This window comes from Streptomyces sp. NBC_00353 (genome assembly GCF_036108815.1).
Classification (GTDB): domain Bacteria; phylum Actinomycetota; class Actinomycetes; order Streptomycetales; family Streptomycetaceae; genus Streptomyces.
Map to the genome: position 1 here is coordinate 9,247,092 of NZ_CP107985.1, position 20,297 is coordinate 9,267,388.

Annotated in this window: 17 protein-coding genes; 4 read left to right on the forward strand and 13 right to left on the reverse strand. The window is 68.9% G+C overall.

What is annotated here, in order from left to right; all coding sequences use genetic code 11:
• The first annotated feature begins 88 nt into the window (after positions 1 to 88).
• Together OHA88_RS41530 and OHA88_RS41535 are read left to right on the forward strand one after the other, a co-directional pair.
• Complete coding sequence (locus OHA88_RS41530) at positions 89 to 829, forward strand: SDR family NAD(P)-dependent oxidoreductase (protein WP_328629389.1); 741 nt, start codon at positions 89 to 91, stop codon at positions 827 to 829.
• 321 nt (positions 830 to 1,150) lie between these two features.
• Positions 1,151 to 1,522: a DoxX family protein gene (locus OHA88_RS41535; RefSeq protein ID WP_328629390.1), complete on the forward strand. Its 372-nt coding sequence runs from the start codon at positions 1,151 to 1,153 to the stop codon at positions 1,520 to 1,522.
• Positions 1,523 to 1,822: 300 nt separating this feature from the next.
• Here OHA88_RS41535 and OHA88_RS41540 read toward each other — a convergent pair whose 3' ends face one another.
• On the reverse strand, positions 1,823 to 2,275 hold the full coding sequence (locus OHA88_RS41540) for a nuclear transport factor 2 family protein (protein ID WP_328629391.1): 453 nt from the start codon (positions 2,273 to 2,275) through the stop codon (positions 1,823 to 1,825).
• A gap of 575 nt (positions 2,276 to 2,850) precedes the next feature.
• Between OHA88_RS41540 and OHA88_RS41545 the strand changes: the two genes are divergently transcribed.
• Entirely contained in the window at positions 2,851 to 3,267 is a 417-nt protein-coding gene (locus tag OHA88_RS41545) for a GFA family protein (protein ID WP_328629392.1), read from the forward strand.
• Between the two features lie 139 nt (positions 3,268 to 3,406).
• Here the strand turns inward: OHA88_RS41545 and OHA88_RS41550 are convergent, their stop codons facing one another.
• The 7 genes from OHA88_RS41550 to OHA88_RS41580 all read right to left on the reverse strand — a co-directional run bounded on the left by OHA88_RS41550 (position 3,407) and on the right by OHA88_RS41580 (position 13,773).
• Complete coding sequence (locus OHA88_RS41550) at positions 3,407 to 4,969, reverse strand: DUF4139 domain-containing protein (RefSeq protein ID WP_328629393.1); 1,563 nt, start codon at positions 4,967 to 4,969, stop codon at positions 3,407 to 3,409.
• Positions 4,970 to 4,977: 8 nt separating this feature from the next.
• Positions 4,978 to 7,074 carry a DUF4139 domain-containing protein gene (locus tag OHA88_RS41555; protein ID WP_328629394.1) on the reverse strand — a complete coding sequence of 699 codons (2,097 nt, stop codon included), beginning with the start codon at positions 7,072 to 7,074 and terminating at the stop codon, positions 4,978 to 4,980.
• Positions 7,075 to 7,564: 490 nt separating this feature from the next.
• Entirely contained in the window at positions 7,565 to 7,975 is a 411-nt protein-coding gene (locus tag OHA88_RS41560; RefSeq protein WP_328629395.1) for a VOC family protein, read from the reverse strand.
• A 321-nt stretch (positions 7,976 to 8,296) separates the two neighbouring features.
• Complete coding sequence (locus OHA88_RS41565) at positions 8,297 to 10,348, reverse strand: beta-galactosidase (protein ID WP_328629396.1); 2,052 nt, start codon at positions 10,346 to 10,348, stop codon at positions 8,297 to 8,299.
• A 119-nt stretch (positions 10,349 to 10,467) separates the two neighbouring features.
• Entirely contained in the window at positions 10,468 to 11,811 is a 1,344-nt protein-coding gene (locus OHA88_RS41570; RefSeq protein WP_328629397.1) for an ABC transporter substrate-binding protein, read from the reverse strand.
• A 95-nt stretch (positions 11,812 to 11,906) separates the two neighbouring features.
• Complete coding sequence (locus OHA88_RS41575) at positions 11,907 to 12,842, reverse strand: carbohydrate ABC transporter permease (protein WP_328629398.1); 936 nt, start codon at positions 12,840 to 12,842, stop codon at positions 11,907 to 11,909.
• A gap of 4 nt (positions 12,843 to 12,846) precedes the next feature.
• Complete coding sequence (locus OHA88_RS41580; protein ID WP_328629399.1) at positions 12,847 to 13,773, reverse strand: carbohydrate ABC transporter permease; 927 nt, start codon at positions 13,771 to 13,773, stop codon at positions 12,847 to 12,849.
• Between the two features lie 283 nt (positions 13,774 to 14,056).
• Here OHA88_RS41580 and OHA88_RS41585 point away from each other — a divergent pair, with 283 nt between their 5' ends.
• On the forward strand, positions 14,057 to 15,058 hold the full coding sequence (locus OHA88_RS41585) for a LacI family DNA-binding transcriptional regulator (protein ID WP_328629932.1): 1,002 nt from the start codon (positions 14,057 to 14,059) through the stop codon (positions 15,056 to 15,058).
• 47 nt (positions 15,059 to 15,105) lie between these two features.
• On the opposite strand, the gene OHA88_RS41590 is transcribed toward OHA88_RS41585, so the two are convergent.
• From OHA88_RS41590 to OHA88_RS41610, 5 genes are all read right to left on the reverse strand, one after another.
• Entirely contained in the window at positions 15,106 to 15,729 is a 624-nt protein-coding gene (locus OHA88_RS41590) for a class I SAM-dependent methyltransferase (protein ID WP_328629400.1), read from the reverse strand.
• A gap of 155 nt (positions 15,730 to 15,884) precedes the next feature.
• Entirely contained in the window at positions 15,885 to 16,220 is a 336-nt protein-coding gene (locus OHA88_RS41595; protein WP_328629401.1) for a hypothetical protein, read from the reverse strand.
• Between the two features lie 373 nt (positions 16,221 to 16,593).
• Positions 16,594 to 17,964, reverse strand: coding sequence for an amidohydrolase (locus OHA88_RS41600; protein ID WP_328629402.1), 1,371 nt, complete (start codon positions 17,962 to 17,964; stop codon positions 16,594 to 16,596).
• 94 nt (positions 17,965 to 18,058) lie between these two features.
• Positions 18,059 to 19,339: an amidohydrolase family protein gene (locus OHA88_RS41605; RefSeq protein ID WP_328629403.1), complete on the reverse strand. Its 1,281-nt coding sequence runs from the start codon at positions 19,337 to 19,339 to the stop codon at positions 18,059 to 18,061.
• A gap of 167 nt (positions 19,340 to 19,506) precedes the next feature.
• Positions 19,507 to 20,229 carry a GntR family transcriptional regulator gene (locus OHA88_RS41610; protein WP_328629404.1) on the reverse strand — a complete coding sequence of 241 codons (723 nt, stop codon included), beginning with the start codon at positions 20,227 to 20,229 and terminating at the stop codon, positions 19,507 to 19,509.
• Between the last annotated feature and the right edge of the window lie 68 nt (positions 20,230 to 20,297).

The window sequence follows — 20,297 nt, forward strand, 5'->3', positions numbered from 1 at the left end:
CCGGAGGACCGGCCGCGGACGCAATGACAGAGCCACCGGAGAATCCACTGATAGGAGAACTTCCATGGGAACGCTCGAACAGAAGGTAGTGCTGATCACCGGCACCGGAGGGGGTATGGGTCGTGCCGCTTCGCTGATCTTTGCGCGAGAAGGCGCAAAGGTCGTCGGGTGTGACATCCAGGTCGATGCCAACGAGGAGACCGTCGAGCTCGTCCGTCGCGCGGGCGGTGAGATGACGGGCATCGCACCGATCGACCTCACAGACCCGCAACAGGCGCAGCGGCTGGTCGAAGAAGCCGTGGCCGCCTACGGCGGGCTCGATGTGGTCTACAACAACGCGGCCTCGCTGCGCTTCGGCTCGATGCCCGATTTCTCTGTCGACGACTGGCGGGCGACCGTAGCCGGCGAACTCGACATACCTTTCTTCGTGTCGAAGTTCGCATGGCCGCACCTGGCCCGGCGCGGTGGCGGCGTCATCATCAACGTCGCGTCCATGGCCGGCATGATCGCCGGCGAGAACCCCCCGATGGTCGGGCACGCTGCGGCGAACGCCGGCGTCATCGGCATGACGCGACAGCTCGCGCTCGAAGGCGCGCCCCATGGGATCCGTGCGGTGGCGATCAGCCCCGGACCCGTCCTGACCCCGGCCAGCGACCGCGACCTCGGCGACAACCAGGCGGCCCGGGACGCGATAACCCGCAAGACGCTCCTCAAGCGCTTCGCCCGGCCCGAGGAGATCGTCGAGCTGGCGGCCTTCCTCGCTTCTGACCGGGCGGCATACATCACAGGCGCCAACTATGCGGTCGACGGCGGTGCGAGCGCCTGGTAGCGCCACCCGCAGCTCGCACATTCAGGACTGCAAGGCCGAAGCGGTCAAGCGGGTCGCCTGAGGTCGGGCTGGGCGCCCGCTCCAGCAGCGGCCTGCGCGCCCCGATGTTCTCACCTGCTTCGCCGCCCTCCGCAGGATCTCGGGTTCCTCCTCGAGCTCGCGGACCCTCTTGCGCGGGGCCGCGAGCAGGAACAGCTCGACTGCTTGGTTGACGAGGCATCGAGGCATCTGAATGTTTTTCCCATTACTCCACTCCTTGACAGGTCAAGGAGTATCAGGGCCACGCCATCCCGGCGTGGCCGCAAGGAAAGGAACTACCCCATGTACGTCACCGCCGCCATCCTCAGCGTGCTCCTCGCCCTCGTGACCCTGGCCGCAGGTGCGCCCAAGACGGTCCTCAAGGGCGAAGTCTCCGCCGGGTTGCAGTCGCACATGGGGCTGAGTGCCGGCCTCGTCCGCTTCATCGGACTGGCCGAGGTCTCCGCGACGGTAGGCCTGATCGTCGGACTCTTCTGGCAGCCCTTGGGCATCGCGGCCGCCATCGGCATGGCCCTCATGATGATCGGTGCCGTGGGCTATCACATCCAGGTCGGCGACTACGCCAACCCCGAGACACGTGGGAATGCCCTGGCCGCCGTCGTTCTCATCCCATTCTTTGCGGCCACCGCCGTGACGCTCGCACTGGCCATCTGACACCGCCCCGGAGCCGACAGCGGCCGCGGCCGGCAGTGGCCGGTATGGCCCACGCCCAGCGGGCGCCCTGCACCCGAACGGCGCATCACCGTTCCCTGCCCGGCCATCTCCCCGCCGCCTCGCCGTGGCGCGGGGCGGCGGCCTCCCGGCACCCCACGACGGCCGGGCCCACTGACCGGCTCGGATGCCGCAGCGGCCACACGATCAGGCGACCACGGAACCGACATGAACTCGCGAATCACTCGCTGAGAACGCCGATGACCGGTGTTCTCAGACGATCTGGCTCACGCGAGGGGCTGGTCACGAATCCTCGGCCCGGCGGGGCGGTGAGCCGGCCAGCGGCGAGGCGTCTTCGTATCGGACCTCGTAGACGCGCTCGGCGAACTTCCAGCCGTCTCCGGTGCGCTGGTAACGGTCATGGTAGATGGCGTAGTTCAGCCCTCCGCGGCCGTCGCGGCCACGTCCGACCTCTGACATATACGCGCGGCCGGACGCGGTGTCGCCGTCAAGCTGGATCACGCCCGGGTGTGTGTTCTGCACAAGAAAATCCACAACCTCCGGCACCCGCCTGCCCCAGGCGCGGATCGGCTCCTGCCCTTCGAGTTCAACGGGGATGTTGGGCATCCGCAATGCGCCGTCCGGTGTGAACAGCAAAGCGATTCGGTCGTAGTCACGCATCATCACGGCGTCGGTGAACTCACCGCGCAGCGCCTCGATCTCGACGCGATCCGCGATGGCCTGAAAGTCACTCATCGATTTCCTCCCCGTTGCCTTGAACTCGGTTCACGAACGCCACTGGGCCGCCATGAGGTGGAAGCCTCCACCTCGGCAGTACAGCCGGTCCCGCCGAGCGTTCCTGGGTCTTCTGCTCACTGGATGGTGTGTTCGTCTCAGCAGTACGACGACATGGCTCTCCGAAACGTGACACGGCCCCGCTCGGAGCGAACCGCGATGAGGATCCGCCGGCACGAACGAGAGCGAATGAGAATCCGGCAGCTTCAATGCGACGGGACACAGCTCTGCGCTTGGTGTCTCGCCCGCGTGCAGCCGCAGTGCAGTGGTCGCTGAGATTGTGAACCAGCGATTGAGGTCCCACGCAGAGGCCGCGCGCCTCAGTTCGCCGGGCGCAGACAGGAAAGATCCGCGAAAGAATTCGGCCAACACGGGCAGGGGCATGCAAACATCGGCGACCTTCCTGCGCTGCCGTTCACCGCGAGGGGTGAACATGCCTCGCCGCACGGGGCGCGGAATCCCGAACACCGGCGCGGGCTGCTCCGGGGCAGCACACTGGCACCGCAACTGCACGTCACGTCGAAGGAGATGTCGCAGTGACCGAATCGACCACCACTCCCGACCTGCGGACGGGCCGCTGCCAGTGCGGTGACACCGCGTACGAGGTGACAGGCGTTCCGGACGATCCGCACCTGTGTTCCTGTGAGCACTGCACTCTGTTGTCCGGCTCACCGGCGATGTCGTGGGCCGGCTTCCGCCGGGAGACGCTGATCTGGACCGGCCGCGGCGGGGAACCGACGTGGTACTCGACTTGGCCGACCCTGCGCCGAGGCTTTTGCCCGCGCTGCGGCACCCACCTCGTCTCCGTAGCGGACGGCTCGGACATGGTCATGGTGACGACGTTCAGCCTCAGCGAGCAGAGCGGCGGCCTGGAGCCCATGGGGCACAGCTTCCGTCAGCGTGCCGTGCCATGGATGACCGTCGCCCTCGTTCCCGACCCGCTCCACTCGTAGCAGCGGGCGACAGGCCGCGTACCGGCGGCCCCAGCAGTGACCGCCCCCCATGTCCTTCGGGTGTGCGAGACGGCCCCCGGCTGGGGGGCGGGAGCCAAGATCAGGCCTGCACCAACAGGCGTGCAGCGGCCCACCGAATTCAGAGCCCGGCGACCTTGGCGCTCGCCGACAACTCGTAGACCAGGGTGACCGTGCGGCGGCTCCCGGGCGGGAGAGTGACGTCCCAGCGGGCGATGCCCTCGGCGTCGACCACGTCGGGCGCCGGGGAGCACGAATCCTTGTGCAGACGTATCTCCACCGCCGAGACCTCGGAGACCGGGATCCGCTCCCGAAGGACGACCACCCGCTCGTCGTGCTCCCCGGGGGCGGAGAACCGGGACAGGTGCAGCCGGACCGTGCGGGTGACCACGGTCCGCTGGGTGATACCGGCCGAGTCGCGGGACTCCTCGGCATGCCGGACCACCCTGTAGTCGTCGCAGCTGCCGAAGGCCAGCTCAACGGGGGCGCCAGGGGCAGTGAAGTCCAGGGTGCCGCGGCCGCTGAATCCGCTGCCGCGGACCAGGTCCACGGGCCCGGCGAGCAGCGCGTGGCCGGACAGGTTGTCGAACCGCACCACCTGGGTGACCAGGGGGGACAACTCCGGTGAACAGGCGTACTCACCGGGCGCGGCCGTGGTGAATGCGGAGAGCAGCACTCGATGGGCGCGGCCGTCACCAGGCACCGAGACCGGCGCGGGGGATCTCAACACCCGCGCCTCGCCGCCGTCGTCCAGCCCCGGCAGGCCGAGCACCGAGGCCGGGCCGAGGGACCCGATCTCCTCCTCGCGCAGCTCGACGTCGACCGTGCGGCGCTCCGCCGCGGAGCGGTCCTTGAGCGTCAGCCGGTCCTCACCCAGCCGTGGCGGATCGGTGGCCAGCGCCGAGCGGGCCGTCGACAATGTCAGGCGTACGTCCGACCAGTCCTCACCGGTGCGCTGCCAGACCACGGCGTCGGTCTCCAGTGTCAGGGAGTCCCCGTCGAGCACGGCCCGGTAGGCGGGCCGCCACAGCGCACACGGGGTGAGGTGGCTCAGGCGCAGCCCGACCGGCCCGGCGGCCGTGGCCTCCACGGTCAGCTCGATATGGCCGACCAGCTCGGCTGGCTCCTCCTCGGAGAGATGCATGGCCCGCTGAGCTTCCCCGAGTTCGACAGCGAGGGCGGCCAGCCGGGCTTCCACGGTGCGGAGTTGCTCGCCGTGCGCGTCGCGCTCGTCGTCCACCCGGTCCAGTTCGCGGGCCCAGCGGAGCCGCTCGGTCTCCCCGGAGCCGGCGCCTTCGCCGATCTCCCGCAGCAGATCGGCGGCGAGGCGGCCGAGAAGGTCAAGGCGGGCATGCAGCCGGTCGCGTCGCTTCCCCAGGGCCAGCCGCTCCTCCTCGAGGGTGTGTACGCGGTGGCGCAGGGCGGAGTCGTCGTCGGTGGACGGCAGCGGCCCGCACGGCGTCCAGCTGCGGACGATCCGTACGTCGAGCACGGTCGCGGGGTGATCGGCGGTCAGCTCGGCATGGAGGGTCCGGTCGACGGCCAGCGCACTGACCGGCCCGAGACGTAGCCGCTGGACCCCGGCCTCCAGGTCGAGCACGACGGCGCGCTCGATGTGGGCACGATCCTCAAGGCACGTGACGGCGGTGACGGGGAGGGCGATCGGCTTCGGGGCCGTGGACATGGTGGGTGTCAGCTCCTGCGGTTGCCGCCGACCAGGGCCTTGCCGGTCGGGATGCGGATCTCGTAGCCGCCGTCCAAGGCGGCAGTGGCGCCTGCGGGCAGGTCCAGTCGCCAGACGCGGGTGCCCGGCGCATGTCGATCGGGCCCCGTGCCTTCCTCGGGTGCTGTCCAATCGGCTCGTTCCTCGATCCGGACGTCCGGCTCGGAGGTGACCGGCACCCGCTCGCGGACTTCCACGGTGACGGGCCTCGCGAGCCGGTTGGCCAGCTCCACGTGGACGCGGTGGTCGAGCACGGTGGTGCTGTTGCGCAGGCCCGAGGTCGACTCGTGCAGGTTCGTGCGGCGGCTGACCCGGATTCCCTCGGCCGGCCCGAGCCCCACCCGGCGGACGCCGCCGGGGGCAAGCGTGGGCAGTGCGGCGGTCAGCAGGAAGTCGTCGTCGACGGTGACCTCCACCGGGCCGGCCAGCAGTGCCTGGTCGGTGGAGTTGGAGAGCACCAACGTCGCGTACACGGTCTGCTCCACGGACGGCACACAGAGGTACTCGGCACGCAGGCCGACCGGGATCTCGCCGACGGTGACGGTGTGCCAGGTGCCGTCCGACGGAATGTCGGCACGGGCGGTGGCATCGAAGCGGTGGTCGAAGGAACCCGCCGACTCGCGGGGCCGCACGGCCTGCCCGTGCAACGGCAGCGCGGCCACCGCTTCGGCGCGGCGGCGGTACTCGGCCGCCACGGGGTCGAAGGAAGAGTCGGGAAACAGCCGGCCTCTGCGACTGCCCTGCTCGTCGGGGCCGCACAGGACAAGGGCGGCATAGTCGAGCTCGGCGCCGCTCGGCTGCGGCGGACCGGCTACCGGTTCCGGAGGGGGTGGCGGCGCAGCCCGGCCAGGAGCCGCGGGCGCCATGGCGGCGGGGGCACCCGCGAAAGACCTCTCGCCGGTACGGGGCCTGTTGCCCGGTCGCGACCCGGCCGGCTGCGCGAGGGCGGGCATCCCGCCGCCAAAGGATTCCGGGGGAGCGGCGCCGGGCACCGGGACCGCTGCAGACGGACCGCCGTAGCTCTGCGGTGCCGGAGGCGGCGGAGGCGGCGGTGGCGGAACGGGACCGGATGCGAAGCCGCCCGCGGCACCCATGGGCGCGGGGCCGGCCCCGACAGCCGCGGGTGCGATGGTCGTGGCTGGGCCGGGGCCCGCCGCGTCGTAGCCGGAGAACAAGTCGAGCAGTCCGGCCGGGGGCTCGCGCCAGCCAGAAGGCGCGGGGGTGGGCTGACTGCGACCGATCCGGATCGAGCGGAGTCTCGGCAGGTCGGTGCGGCGCCGGAGATCGGCGGTGGCCAGGGCGATGCGCACGCCGGTCCAGTCCTCGCCGGTCCGCTGGGCGACCGAGGCGCGCAGCACCAGACGGCCGCTGCCGTCGCCCTGACGGTGAGTGAGGCGGTAGGCCGGCACCCAAACGGCGCCCGGCACCCCGTATTCCAGCTCCAGCTCCACCTCAGCATCACCGGTGCCGTCGAGTGTCAGGACCGCGCAGACTGTGGTCTCCACGTGCGCTGGCGGCGCGTCGGTGGAGGCACGGGCGAGCCTGTCCGCGGCGACGGTGAGCTCGTGCTCGACGTTCCGCAGCGCCTCCTCCAGCTCGACGAGGCGGTTGTGCAGTCCCGCCAGCCGCTCGTCGACGAAGTCGGCGAGCTCCAGCCAGGCGTCGACCGGGGTACGGCGGTGCGGGTCCTCGCGCCTGCGGGCAGGTGGGACCGGGTGGAGAGCGCTGATCTCTTCGATCAGGCTCAGCTGTCGGTCCCTGCGTCCCTGCGCCGCCGCGTACTCGTCGCTCAGCCGCTCGACCTCGCGCCGCAACTCGTCGGGAGTGCCCGTGCCGAGCGATGAGACCTCGACTTCCACCCGGGCCTCGGTGACGCGCACCCCGGGCGCGCCCAGGACACGGGCCCGCAGCGAGCCCGGGTTCAGCGAGCGGGGCAGTCCCGTCACCCGCACCCGGCCGTCGGGCGACACGCTGCCCCGCGCCAGGCGTCGGCAGACCGCGCCCTGCGCGTACACCACGACCGAATCAAGAGTCGACCCCCACCGCTGTGTTGACTCAGCCGTCATGTGCTCCGCCCCCCGCCGGTCCATACTGAGCGAAGCCTACTCCCGGGCGGTCTGCGCGTCCGCGTCGAATCAGGAGGATGGCGTCCAGCACCACACGCCCGGTTGACCGAGCAGCCGTTTCACCGCCTCCTACAGGGGGCGGGTGTCCATGCACTGCAGTGCTGCGGACGGCTTCGGTTGCCCGCACGCAAGCGGGCGGCCTCCGCTGCGAATGCCCAACGCTTCTCTGGGGCAGCCCTTTTTCTTCGGTCGGCCGGGCTCTGCCTCGGGACCTGCCCGGATGGATGAGCCAAGGTGTCTTGCCCCTTGACCGAGTCCGTTCTTGGCCTCTGATCTCGAACAGTGAGTTGGTTCATGTTCACTGACCCGGGCATTCGCCGGACAGGCGGACGGCCTCGCATGAGCATGCGGTCCGTCACAGGACCGCACTCATACGAGGACCACGGGGCGGGCCTCTCTTGACCGATCAAGCTCTTCTTTCGCGGTGGCGCTAGGAGTTGGACCAGTCCCTGGTGGAGAGGACCAGCAGGTAGCCGTCCGGGTCTTGGAGGGTCACGCCCCACGTATCCCAGTACGGATTGTGCGCCGGCACTCGCTTGCCGCCGTGCCGTTCGAGGCGTTCGACCAGGGAGGCAGGCACCGGTTCGCCGAGGTAGATCACCAGAAGGTCCTCGGGGGTCGGCCGTGGATCCACGGTGTCGACGGGATCATGCACGAGTTCCAGGTGCCACCCGGCGCCCGGCCAGCCGACCATCAGGAGCGAGTGGTCGCCTGGAGTGCCACCTGCCGCATGCTGGTACAGAACGTCGAGACCCAGACCCGAGATCCAGAACTGTTCCGCCGCTCCCAGGTCACGTGACGGACGAGCGATGCGTACATGGGCTGTGGCGTTGGCCGGCATGTGCTACCCCTGGTCGGAATGGAGCCGCCGTACGCCGACCGCTCATCACGAGGACCCTAGCGAGCGGACGAGCACGGGCCCATCGGGCGCTGGTCCTAGGTCTGCCTCAGAAGTGTTGGTGACAGCGAGCGGTGAGCCGCTGTGACCAGCACTTCCGCAACAGGCCCCGGCTTGAGATTCAACGTCCTCGGCAGGCAATTCCCACCCCCCTGATGCCGTGCGCGACACCGGCTGCGAGGGCACGTCGGCGTGACCCTCGAACGGGTTGCCCGCCGCTCAGGGGGTGTCAGGGGGCTCTTCTGTACGCGGTGAACCCCGTCGTCAGGTCGCGGGCTGCCGCAGCACGGCGACGTCTCTGGGGGAGAGAACGAGGGCGCCGTCATCGCTTGCCCGACCGATCAGGAGCTCCCCGGCGAGTCCGGTCACCGGCACCGTCTCGTCGGTCCGGTTGACCAGGAAGAGGTAGCGGCTGTCGCCGTCGCGGCGCACGATCAACTCGACACTTCCCCTTGCGCCGTCGGGCAGTTCACTGCCGACATCGGCAGAGGCGAGCAGCTTCGGCAGCAGGACGGTGAGGCCGTCCGCACCCAGCCGGGTGGAGATGTAGGCGGCCGAACCCTGGCCCACGGCGCGGCGGGTGACGGCGGGGCGGCCGGCGTACGCACCGCTGCAGTACTCGGCCAGCACCTCCACCTCGGGGTCGGTGACGGTGATCCGGTCGGTCCACAGCGTGCCCAACGTGGCGCCGTCCAGCCCGACTTCGACCGTGTCGCCGTCGAGCAGGGGGCCGAACTCCTCGATGCGGATGCCGAGGAGATCGCGCAGGGCTCCCGGGTAGCCGCCGAGCCAGATGTGGTCGTTCTCGTCGACGACGCCGGAGAAGTACGTGGTGACCAGGTGGCCGCCGTTCTCGGCGTACCGGGTGAGTTCCTTGGCCAGCGCGGCGGGGACGACGTGCAGTACCGGCGTGATCAGGAGCTGGTAGCGGTCGAGGTCGGCCTGTGCGGTGACGACGTCTGCCCTCACGCCGAGGGTGAGGAGGGCGGAGTACCAGTCGAGCGCCTCCTTGCGGTAATCGAGGAGGGAAGTGGGATGGGAGTCCTGCTCGCTGGCCCACCACGACTCCCAGTCGAAGACGATCCCGACGCGTGCCGTTTCACGTTCGGACCCGGCGACCGGGGCCAGCGTCCTGAGGGTCCGGCCGAGTTCGGTCACCGCGCGGAAGGCGTCACTGTCGGGCCCGGCGTGCGGCACCATCGCCGAGTGGTATTTCTCGGCGCCGGCCGCCGACTGTCGCCACTGGAAGAAGCACACGGCGTCGGCGCCGTGCGCGACGTGCAGCAGTGAGTCGCGGGCGAGGTCGCCGGGACGCTTGGCCAGGTTGACGGGTTGCCAGTTGACGGCGCTGGTGGAGTGCTCCATGAGGAACCACGGACGTCCGCCCGAGATACCGCTGACGAGGTTGGCGGAGAAGGACAGTTCGTCGCGGTCCTGGGGCCCGGAGGTGACGTAGTGGTCGTTGGAGACGAAGTCGATCTCATCAGCCCAGTCGGCGTAGTTCATCCCCTTGGTGCCGCCCATGACCATGAAGTTCGTGGTGACCGGAACACCGGGTGTGATCGCGCGCAGCACGTCCCGCTCCGCGCGCAGATACTCCTTCAGCGCATCGGAGGAGAAGCGCTTGAAGTCCAGCTGCTGCGTCGGGTTCGGGTGGGAAGCGGCCAGCCGGGGCGGCAGGATCTGCTCCCAGTCGCTGTACCTCTGGGACCAGAAAGCGGTGCCCCAGGCATGGTTGAGGCCGTCGAGCGTGGTGTACCGGGCGCGCAGCCAGTCGCGGAAGGCACGGGTGGCGTCGTCGGAGAAGTCGTAGATGTTGTGGCAGCCCAGCTCGTTGGAGACGTGCCAGGCCACCAGCGCGGGGTGGTTCGCGTACCGCTCGGCGATCGTCCGCACCAGGCGCAGCGAATGCTCGCGGAAGACGGGCGAGGTGGGACGCCAGTGCTGCCGTGCCCCCGGCCACACCGTCTCACCGGAGGCGGTCACCGGGAGGATTTCCGGGTGCGCCGTGGTGAGCCAGGGCGGTGGGGACGCGGTGGCGGTGGCCAGGTCGACTCCGATGCCTCCCGCGTGCAGCAGGTCCATGATCTCGTCGAGCCAGGAGAAGTCCCACTCGTTCTCCGCCGGCTGGATGCGGGCCCAGGAGAAGATCCCCACGGAGACGATGTTGACGCCGGCCTCGCGCATCAGCCGTACGTCCTCCTCCCACACCTCGCGTGGCCACTGCTCCGGGTTGTAGTCGGCTCCGTAGGCGAGGCGGGGGGTGGGATCACCGTCCGGCCCGTGCTGCAACTGGGACAGGAGGGTGGAGATCATGGTGGTCCTTCCGGTGTACCGCACGGGGTGGCGCGAGGTGATGCGTGGTGGCTTCCGGGAGGCTGCCGCTGCGAGCTTGCTGCTCAGCGGCAGCCTCCGGGGCGGCTGCTTCTGAGCGGCTACTTCTGAACGGTGAAGCCCTGCTCGTTTCCGTACTTGACGGAGGCGTCCTGCCAGCTCTTCAGACCGTCGGTCAGCTTGGTGCCGGATATGTAGGCCTTGCCGACTGTGTCGTTGAAGATCGAGTTGGCGTAGACCTGGTAGGGCAGGTACGACCAGTCGGAGGCGACGTTCGCGGCCGACTCGGCGAAGATCTTGTTGGCCTGCTGTCCGCCGAAGTACGGGAACGCGGTGTTCTGGAACGAGCTGGACTGGAGATCGGCGGTGGTCGCCGGGAAGGCGCCCGCCTTGAGCCGGGCCTGGACGCCCTTGCCGGCGTTCGCGTACTCGGTGAAGGCGTAGGCGAGTTCCTTGTTCTTGCCCAGCGTGGGCAGGGCCAGGGAGCTGCCGCCGTTCTCCGCGCTGGCCTTGTCACCGGCGGTCCACGCGGGCAGCGGTGCGGCGCGCCAGTCGCCGGAGGCGCCCTGCACGCCCGTGGCGAAGTTGGCGGGCATCCAGGCTCCGGTGGCCAGGGTCGCGATGGTGCCGTCGCCCAGCCCCTTGTACCAGTCGTCGCTCCAGCCGGTGATGGGCGCCAGCAGCTTCTCGTCGAGGAGATGCTGCCAGACGGCGGTGTACTTCTGGGCGCCGGCGTCGGAGAAGTCGATCTTCACGTTCGTGCCGTCGACCTTGTAGGGGCGCGAACCGGCCTGCCACAGCAGGCTGGTGGTCTCGCCGGCGTCGCCGGTGTCATTGGCGATGTACGCCTTGGGGTCGGCCTTGTGCAGGGCGCGGGCCGCCGTGAGGTACTCGTCCCACGTCGTCGGCACCTTGATTTTGTACTTGTCGAAGACCTTCTTGTTGTAGAAGAGGGCCATGGGCCCGGAGTCCATCGGCAGCGCGTATACGTTCTTGCTGCCGGATTTCACGGCGTTCCACGGGCCGGGGGAGTACTTGCCGGCGAGCTTGTCGGCGCCGTACGGGGTCAGGTCGTCCAGACCCTTCGTCAGCGCGTACTGCCCCAGTGCGTAGTACTCGATCTGCGCGACGTCGGGGACACCCTTCTTCGCGGAGATGGCGTTCTGCAGGGCCTTGTACTGGTCGTTGCCGGTGCCGGAGTTGACGAGCTTGACGTGGACGGCCGGGTGTTCCTTCTGGAAGTCGGCGGCGACCTGCTTCAGTGTGGGCTCCCAGGCCCAGACCGTGAGGGTGCCGCCCTTCTTCAGGGCCGCGTCGATGTCCTTGGAGGAGACCTGCTTCGTGCTGGAGCTGCTGTCGTCGGAGCCGCCGCAGGCGGTCGCCCCCAAGGCGAGGGCCGAGACCAGGGCGAGGCCGCGCAGCAGGCGGCGGGGGTTCATGTGCATGGGAGTGCTTCCACTTCGTCGTGGCCGAAACCGTGCCTGATGAGGGTTGGAAATCTGTGGGGGAGACCGGGGGTGTTGCCGTGCGGGGCTCGGGGTTACTCCTTGACGCTTCCGGCGGCGAGCCCGGACTGCCAGTACTTCTGCAGCAGGAGGAACGCGGCGATCAGCGGCAGGATGGTGATCAGCGAGCCGGTGATCACCAGGTTGAAGACGGGCGTGCCGCCGGCGGTGGCGGCCTGGGCGTTCCAGCTGTTCAGGCCCAGGGTCAGCGGATACCAGTCCGGGTCCTTGAGCATGATCAGCGGCAGGAAGTAGTTGTTCCAGGTCGCGACCATCGTGAACAGCGAGACGGTCACGATGCCGGGTGCGAGCAGCGGCAGGACGACCTGGAAGAAGGTGCGCAGTTCGCCCGCGCCGTCGATGCGGGCGGCCTCCAGTAGTTCGTCGGGGACGGCCTCGGAGGCGAAGACCCACATCAGATAGAGGCCGAACGGCGAGATGAGGGACGGGATGATCACCGACCACGGGGTGTCGGTCAGCCCCATCTTGCTGAACATCAGGAACGTGGGGACGGCCAGGGCGGTGCCCGGCACCGCGACGGCACCGATGACGACGGCGAAGACGGCGCGTTTGCCGGGGAACTTGAACTTTGCCAGGGCGTAGCCGCCCAGGACCGCCAGCAAGGTGGCGCCGCCGGCCCCGACCACGACGTACAGCACGGTGTTCAGCAGCCAGCGGGTGAAGACGCCGTCGCTGTAGGTGAACGTCTCACGGATGTTGTCCCACAGGGCGAAGTCGCCGTTGAACCACAGCCCGAAGGAATGGGCCAGCCCCTCCTGGGTCTTGGTGGCGCTGATGATCAGCCATGCCAGCGGCACCAGGGAGTAGAGGAGGACCAGACCGGTGAGCACGGTCAGCAGCACGCTGCGCCTGGGGCGCCCGGGGCTGTGCCGGCGCGGCGTGCGAAGGCGGGGCGCGGAGCCGGCCGGAGGAACCGATGGCTGGGCGAGGGTGGTGACAGGGCTGCTCATCGCTTCACGCTCCCTTGCGCATGCCGCGCAGCTGGACGACGTAGGCGATGACCATGGTGATCAGGCCCATGACGATGGCGACCGTCGCGGAGTAGTTGTGCTGCTGGCCCGAGAAGGACAGCGAGTACGTGTAGTAGTTCGGGGTGTAGTCGGTGGTGATGGAGTTCGGCGCCAGCTTCTGAAGGATGCTCGGCTCGTTGAACAGCTGGAAGGTGCCGATGATCGAGAAGATCGTCGCGATGACGAGGGCACCGCGGATGGCGGGGAGCTTGATGGCGGTGATCACGCGGATCTGCCCGGCGCCGTCGATCTGCGCGGCCTCGTACAGCGATGCCGGGATGACGCGGAGCGCGGAGTAGAAGATCAGCATGTTGTAACCGACGAACTCCCAGGTCACGATGTTGCCGATGGACGCCAGGATCAGATTGGGTCCGAGCGGGTTGGGAAGCGATACGCCGAGGGCGTCGTTGATGTCGCTCACCAGACCGAAGCGGGTGCCGTACATGAAGCCCCACATGAGCGTGGCGACCACGGCGGGTACCGCGTACGGCAGGAAGATCGAGATCCGGAAGAAGTCCCTGCCGTACAGCCGCCCGCTGTCCAGGGCGAGTGCCACGAGCAGGGCGATGCCCAGCATGATCGGCACCTGAATCAGCAGGAACAGCGATACGCGCCCCAGGGAGTCCCAGAACTGGCTGTCGTGCAGGGCCTGTTGGTAGTTGTCCAGGCCCACGAAGGACGTGCCGCCGATGAGCTTGTCGCGGAAGAGGCTGAGGTAGATCGAATAGGCGATCGGAGCCAGGAAGACGAAGGCGAAGACCACCGCGAAGGGACCGATGAACCCCCACCCTGTCCAGGAGCGGCGGTCCCGTTTCGCCGCAGGCCGGGCCGGGTGCCGGGGTACGGCCGCAGGGGGTTGTAGCGTCGTCATGTCGTTCCTCGCTCGTCCATCTCGGAACCGGCGTCGCCCGCCGTCGCGATGTTTACGTAAACATGCCGCGCCGGGGAGAGCCTCGGGCTGTTATGTTTACGTAAACATCCGATGGCGGCATGTCTACACTGCGCCAATGTTGGTGGTCAAGGGTCGTCTGCTGAAACTGCGACTCGGGTAATGAGGGAGACGGGTGGACACCGCGGACAGCGCCTCGACGGGCAAGGATCGGGTACGCACGCGCACGGGCAAGCGGACCGCGCGTCGCACACAGCGCGCGTCCATGGCGGATGTCGCCCGCCTCGCCGGCGTCTCTTCGCAGACCGTCTCCCGGGTGTCCAACGGATACGCGGGCGTCACCGAAGAGACCCGGCAGCAGGTGTTGGTGGCCATGAACGAGCTGGGCTACCGGCCCAACAGCGCCGCCCGAGCCCTCAAGAGCGGCGAATTCCGCACCATCGGAGTCATCACCTTCAACCTCTCCACCACGGGCAATATGCGCACCCTGGAGGCGATCGCCACCTCCGCGGCACAGGAGGGCTACGCCGTCACGCTCCTGCCCGTCGCCGTTCCCACCCAGGACGAGGTGCGCGGCGCCTTCTCCCGGCTCGGAGAGCTCGCCGTCGACGCAGTCATCGTCATCATGGAAGTACACCTGCTCGATGCGGCGACCATCTCCCTGCCCCCTCATGTCCAGGTCGTCGTCGCCGACTCGGACGCGGGCGACCGTTACACCGTGGTCGACACCGATCAGGCCGGGGGAGCCCGTGCTGCTGTGCGACACCTGCTGGACCTCGGCCATCGCACGGTCTGGCATCTGGCCGGTCCCGAGGAGTCCTTTGCGGCACAACGCCGCGCCGATGCCTGGCGCGCCGAACTCGCCGGGGCGGGCTGCGTCCTGCCGCGCGTCGTACGAGGCGACTGGTCGGCGGAGTCCGGCTATCGCGCAGGTGTGCAACTTGCCGACGAGAAGGACTGTACGGCGGTGTTCGCCGCCAACGACCAGATGGCGCTGGGGCTTTTGCGGGCCTTGCACGAGCGAGGCCGGAAGATTCCCGATGACGTCAGTGTCATCGGCTTCGACGACATTCCCGAGGCCGGCTCCTTCCTGCCTCCGCTGACCACGGTTCACCAGGACTTCGCCGAAGTGGGACGCCTATGCGTCGAGGGCGTCCTGCGGCGGATGCGCCATGACGGGGCGGAACACGGCACAACGCTCGTACCCACGGAACTCGTGGTCCGCGACAGCACCGCCCCGCCGCCGCCTCCTGCTGCGGACGGGTAGTTCGCTCAGCAGGAGCGGACAGCCCCGAAGGCACCACGAGTTCAACCTCAATAGCAGCGGCGGGCCCAGAACAGAACGTGCCCGCCATCGCCTTCAGGCACGAACTCCTCCTGCTCGACGACCAGGCCGGCTTGAGTGATCCAGGCTCGGTTGGTGGCGGCGTCCGCGTGGCTCCACCACATAGCCGTCCCGCCACCCAGCCAGTCCTCGTCGATGCCGGTCCAGGCCCGGTTGCCGGTGGTGCCCAGGAACCAACCGCCGGGGCGCAACCATCCGGCGATCTTCTCCAGCAGCGGAGGCTGTTCATCAAGGGGGATGTGGATCAGTGCATAGAAGGAGACGATCGCGTCGAACGAGGACGGTTCGAAGTCCATGGCCGTAGCATCGGCGCGGATGAACTCGGCCTCTGGCACGAGCTCCCGGGCCCTGCGGATCTGCACCTCGCTGATATCGACGCCCGTAACGCGGTGACCTGCGGTCGTCAGGGTGCGGGCGACGGGCACCCCACTCCCGCACCCCAGATCCAGCACCGTGCCTCCAGCCGGGATCCGATCGATCAGTGCGCTGATCCACGGCTGGTACTTCGTCTCAGAGCCATACGCCTGGTCATAGCGGAGGGAGAGCGCGTCGTATCCGCGCCGGACCAGGTCTTTGGGATCTTCGAAGTCCACGTCGGTGCACGTTAGCCACCCGCGCTGAGAGTTTGCGAACGATTTTCCCGTCCCCCGATCAAGACGTCGCCCGGCCGCTGGGCGGCCTCAGGGAACTCCTGGACCAGGGGGTGCAAAGCGGACCGCGCCGGCAAGCCGGCACCGATCACAGCGGCTCACCACCGGTCGCCGACACGCACCTTGTCCCACCGGGCTTTGGCGATGCACAACTCATGTGCGTCGTCGTCAAGCTCGATCTGCCAGCAGGCAGGATGGCGGTGCGAGACACGGTGGGTACCGGTCTGCACCGTGTGGCACGACCTCTTGGTCTTGCCACCGCGACGCGACGTGGTGCACTCCCTCTTCGTGACCGGCTCGGTGGTCCACGTGGTGCGGGCCGGCTTGTGCTCCTTCTCCGTTATGGTGCCGTGCACCTTGCTGCTCCCACATGCAACCAGGAGCAGTACGGTCGCGGGCACCGCGGCCAGGGCGGCGATCCGGCGGATGGGCATGGGCAGGTCCTCTGCATCGATGAACGCGGCGATGCCGGGCCAGATCGGGTATTTGGCGACGGCGCTGGTCAGCGCACCATCATAGGGACGGCTGTGCCCCGTTGGGCCTCACGTGGGCCGGCAACGCAGTTCCCCTCGGTGTCGTATCGGGGGAACCTCTCTTCCGACTCGGCTGCGCCGGACATCGAGATGCCCGTGGGGGCCACCGGATGGCACTGGGTTGGTCGTCGGGGATGCAGGAACCTCACCTGGAAGTCGGACACTGCCCGACCGTCGAGGGGGCTCCCGGTCCTGTGCCGCGGCGATCCCCTCCGCCGCCCCGGGCCGCAGCGCAGCGACCCAGGCGGGAGCGGGCTTGCTTCCGAGGGGCTCGCTAGTGGGTCAGTTCGCCGTCCTTGGCGATGATCCTTCCGGCGCGCACCACCATGTCTCGCGCGGGCAGGTCCACCACAACCTGGGGCAGGCACTCGCCGCGCACGAGGAAGAAGTCGGCCGGGGAGCCGGGCTTCAGGTCGACCCGGGGCAGGCTGAGGAGCTGGGCGCCGCCGTCGGCGCCCGCGCGGAAGGCGGCTTGCAGCTCTTCGTCCAGACGCACGTCCTGGACCCAGGCCAGCAGGTGGGAACGGTGCAGCATGTCCGCGTTGCCGAAGGGGCTCCACGCGTCGCGTATGCCGTCGGTGCCGAGGCCGACGTGGACTCCGTGGTCGCGCAACCGGTCGAGGGGAAGGACCAGCTTCGAGTCGGGCGCCACCGTCGTCAGGGAGACGCCCGCGTTGGCCAAGTCGTTTGCGATCCGGGTGAGTTCGCGGTCTGTCAGCTCCGGCAGGCAGAAGACATGGCTGACGGTGACCTTGCCCTGAAGCGACAGGGCGCGGGTGCGCGCGATGATCTCGCGAAGCGACTTCAGACCATTTCCGCCCCGCTCGTGAAGGTGGATGTCGAGGCCGACGCCGTGCCGGTCGGCGATGCCGAAGACCACGTCGAGCTGCTCGTCGAGCGCCTCGTCGAATTCGATCGGGTCGATGCCGCCGACCCGGTCGATGGCACCGGTGCGCGCTGCCTCTTCAAGGAGTTCCTTGGTGCCAGGGGTACGAATGACCCCGTGCTGCGGGAAAGCCACGATCTCTACGTCGAGGGCGTGCCGCAGTGCCTTGCGGGCGGCCCCGATGCCTTCGACGCCCGCCAGGTCGTAAGCGGGCGCGACGTCGGCATGCGCGCGCATGGCCCGGGTTCCCTGGGCTGCCGCATGCGCCATCAGGCGCTGGGCGCGGTCCTTCAGCGGCGTGCGCAGTGCGTGGTACAGCTTCACGTCCTCGGCGGTGTACTCGGCGATGGAGTGTGCAGGGTTGCGCGTCACCCACGGCTCGCCCCACGACGTCTTGTCCGGGTGGACGTGAGCGTTGACCAGGGTGGGCAGGGCTATCCGCCCCTTGCAGTCGACGACCGTCGCGTCCTTCGGCGCCGGACCGCTCACGACGAGGCCGTCCACGACGGTGAGGTCGACGGGGGTCTTCGCGCCGTACGGCCGCACGTTCTTGAAGACCGTGGCGTTCGCATGGTGCCCCGCCTGCTCGGTGATCCGGTCGGCTGCATGGGGCACGGCTCCCGAGTGCGGGACTGCGGCGGCGGGCTCAGGAGCGCTCACGGACAGCGCGGCGACACTGCCGCCGAGGGCGGCGGCACCGGCCAGCACGCCCCGCCGGGAGAGGCTGCCGGAAGTGGAAGGGGAGGACTCGGCATGCATCGAATGCTCCTTCAGAGCTGTGATCGGAGGAGAGAAAAGCTGCGTGCAGGGCATGCACGCCCCGAGAAAGGACAGCGCGGACCTTTGACGGCCTTCACTGCAGCGCAACGCCCGCCCGCACCACGCGCGCCGGCTTCTTGAGAACAGTGACGTCGGCGAGCGGATCGCCGTCCAGTACCAGCATGTCTCCCGTGAAGCCGGGCCGCAGGCGGCCAACCGTCCCTTCAAGGCCGAGCAGCTTGGCCGCGCCGGTCGTCGCCGTGCGGATCGCGTCCAGGGCGGGCAGCCCCGCAGCACGCATCAACTCCACTTCACGGCCGATGGGCTGCACCTTGCCGCCCGAGGAGTCCGTACCGGCCGCAAGCGGAACACCCAGTTCGTGCGCGGCCAGCACCGCCTGCTTGAGCACCGGCAGATACGTACGGCCGCGCTCCGCCAGAATCGGGTCCGAGGAGTCGACGAGTCCGGCGATCGCGGTGAGCGTCGGTGTGAAGTATGTTCCCCGGCGCCGCATTTCGTGCAGCGTGTGCTCGCCGACGAATGCTCCGTGTTCCAGCGAGCGGATTCCTGCCCTCACCGCGTCGTGGCAGCCCTTCTCGCTGTAGCTGTGACACAGCACGCTCTTGCCGCCGCGCCGGGCGGCCGCGACGATCGTGGACAGCTGCTCGTAGGTGTACACCTGGACCAGCGGGTCCTGCTCGGGCAGCCCGGCTCGCTCGTTCACCCGGGTCTTGATGGTGTCGACGCCGCGCGCCAGATTCACCTCGACCACGCGGCGCAGGGCCTCCATCGAGCGCACGCCGTCCCGCAGCCGGGCAAGCGGAGCCAGGTCCGGGTCAGCGAGAATGGTGTCGCCCAGGTCCGGCGTCACGAAGATGCCCGCGGCCCGGAGCCGAGGCGCCTGCTGTGGCATCTGGCGGGCCAATTCCCGTACCGCGATGTCCTGGTAGAAGTTCGTCGACCCGCTGCGCGCGGTGGTTGCACCTCTGAGCACCGCGTCACGGGCTTCGGTCACTGTGTTGAGGTGGATGTGCGCGTCGACCAGGCCAGGCAGGATCCATCGGCCGTGCGCCTGCAGGACGGGCGCGTCGGTGAGGACGTGTGCGGCGATGCGCTCCCGGGACCCGGCCGCGCGGACGACGCCTCCCCTGATGACGACGACCGCATCCTCGATGACATCGCCGGTGGCCGGGTCGAACAGGGTGCCGCCGTCTACGACCAGGTCGCCGCCCGACGACAGGCCCCGGCGCGCAGCTGCCGCATCAGGCGTTGCCGTGGCAAGGAGAGCCGAGGTCCCCGCCAGTGCTGCGGCTCCCGCGATAACACCACGCCGGGTCAGCCGGCTCGAGGGGGGAGGGGCGGGCTCTACGCACATTGGGGCTCCTTGGATCAAGCTCAGCGATCGTGGAGCTTTTTGTATACCAGAATGCGTAGCTGGCGGGGAAGAGGCAATTCACCTCTCGAAGATTGCTCACAAAATGGGGCAATATGCGCGAGTTGATTTGGGCACCATCGGTCACGAAGAGGCTTTGTATACCAATCTCACGTGGCTTCGAACAGCGCCCTCATGGCCACTGCCCGGCTGTCGCGCACGTGCAGCAGCGTGCTCGCCGCCGCCGCTTCCTCGTCGCCCTGCGCGATGTGCCGGAACATCACCTCGTGCTGTGCCCGCATGTGCGTCGGCTCTCTGCGCATCCCGAACAACAGCTGAAGCTGCCAGCTCAGCTGCTCCATGGTGCGGGCGAGCAGCGGGTTGCCGGTCAGTGTCACGATGTTCTCGTGGAACGCGGTGTGAGCCGCCACCTCGCGCGCTCCGTCACCATCACCGGCAGCCCGCTCGGCCCGGTCGAGGGAAGCCTGCAGCGGGGCCAGGGGCGACAGCTCACCCGGCGCGGCCCGGGCCACGCGGCGGGCCGCAAGACGCGACGCCTGTACAGCGAGCGGCTCCCACACCTCGTACAGGTGCTCCACGTCGACTCGCTCCAAGCGACGTACCCGCACACCGCTGTGCGGCAGCAGTTCGAGCAGACCCTCGGTGACGAGAGCACGCAACGCCTCCCGCACAGGGACCCGGGACATGCGCAGCTCCTCGGCGACCTCACGCTCCACGAGGCGCGCCCCCTGCGGGTAGCGACCATCGGCAATCCGCTGCCGGACGGCATCCCGCGCCCGGACGCTGAGCGAGACGCGCTCCGATGCCTCCGGGCCCGAACCGTCAGAACTGTCGGGAAACGTGCGGCCGTGATCCTTGCTGCTGTCCACCACGTGCGCTGTCCTTCGCTCGATATGCTCCGGGCGAGAATACGCGGCACTGCGCGGACGACGCGGGCCTT

Excerpts from the sequence above, each read along its gene's own strand:
- OHA88_RS41600 (WP_328629402.1), bottom strand. The coding sequence starts at position 17,964 with ATGCATGCCGAGTCCTCCCCTTCCACTTCCGGCAGCCTCTCCCGGCGG.
- OHA88_RS41535 (WP_328629390.1), top strand. The coding sequence starts at position 1,151 with ATGTACGTCACCGCCGCCATCCTCAGCGTGCTCCTCGCCCTCGTGACC.
- OHA88_RS41570 (WP_328629397.1), bottom strand. The coding sequence starts at position 11,811 with ATGCACATGAACCCCCGCCGCCTGCTGCGCGGCCTCGCCCTGGTCTCG.
- OHA88_RS41565 (WP_328629396.1), bottom strand. The coding sequence starts at position 10,348 with ATGATCTCCACCCTCCTGTCCCAGTTGCAGCACGGGCCGGACGGTGAT.
- OHA88_RS41580 (WP_328629399.1), bottom strand. The coding sequence starts at position 13,773 with ATGACGACGCTACAACCCCCTGCGGCCGTACCCCGGCACCCGGCCCGG.
- OHA88_RS41585 (WP_328629932.1), top strand. The coding sequence starts at position 14,057 with ATGGCGGATGTCGCCCGCCTCGCCGGCGTCTCTTCGCAGACCGTCTCC.
- OHA88_RS41560 (WP_328629395.1), bottom strand. The coding sequence starts at position 7,975 with ATGCCGGCCAACGCCACAGCCCATGTACGCATCGCTCGTCCGTCACGT.
- OHA88_RS41540 (WP_328629391.1), bottom strand. The coding sequence starts at position 2,275 with ATGAGTGACTTTCAGGCCATCGCGGATCGCGTCGAGATCGAGGCGCTG.
- OHA88_RS41605 (WP_328629403.1), bottom strand. The coding sequence starts at position 19,339 with ATGTGCGTAGAGCCCGCCCCTCCCCCCTCGAGCCGGCTGACCCGGCGT.
- OHA88_RS41595 (WP_328629401.1), bottom strand. The coding sequence starts at position 16,220 with ATGCCCATCCGCCGGATCGCCGCCCTGGCCGCGGTGCCCGCGACCGTA.
- OHA88_RS41550 (WP_328629393.1), bottom strand. The coding sequence starts at position 4,969 with ATGTCCACGGCCCCGAAGCCGATCGCCCTCCCCGTCACCGCCGTCACG.
- OHA88_RS41575 (WP_328629398.1), bottom strand. The coding sequence starts at position 12,842 with ATGAGCAGCCCTGTCACCACCCTCGCCCAGCCATCGGTTCCTCCGGCC.
- OHA88_RS41555 (WP_328629394.1), bottom strand. The coding sequence starts at position 7,074 with ATGACGGCTGAGTCAACACAGCGGTGGGGGTCGACTCTTGATTCGGTC.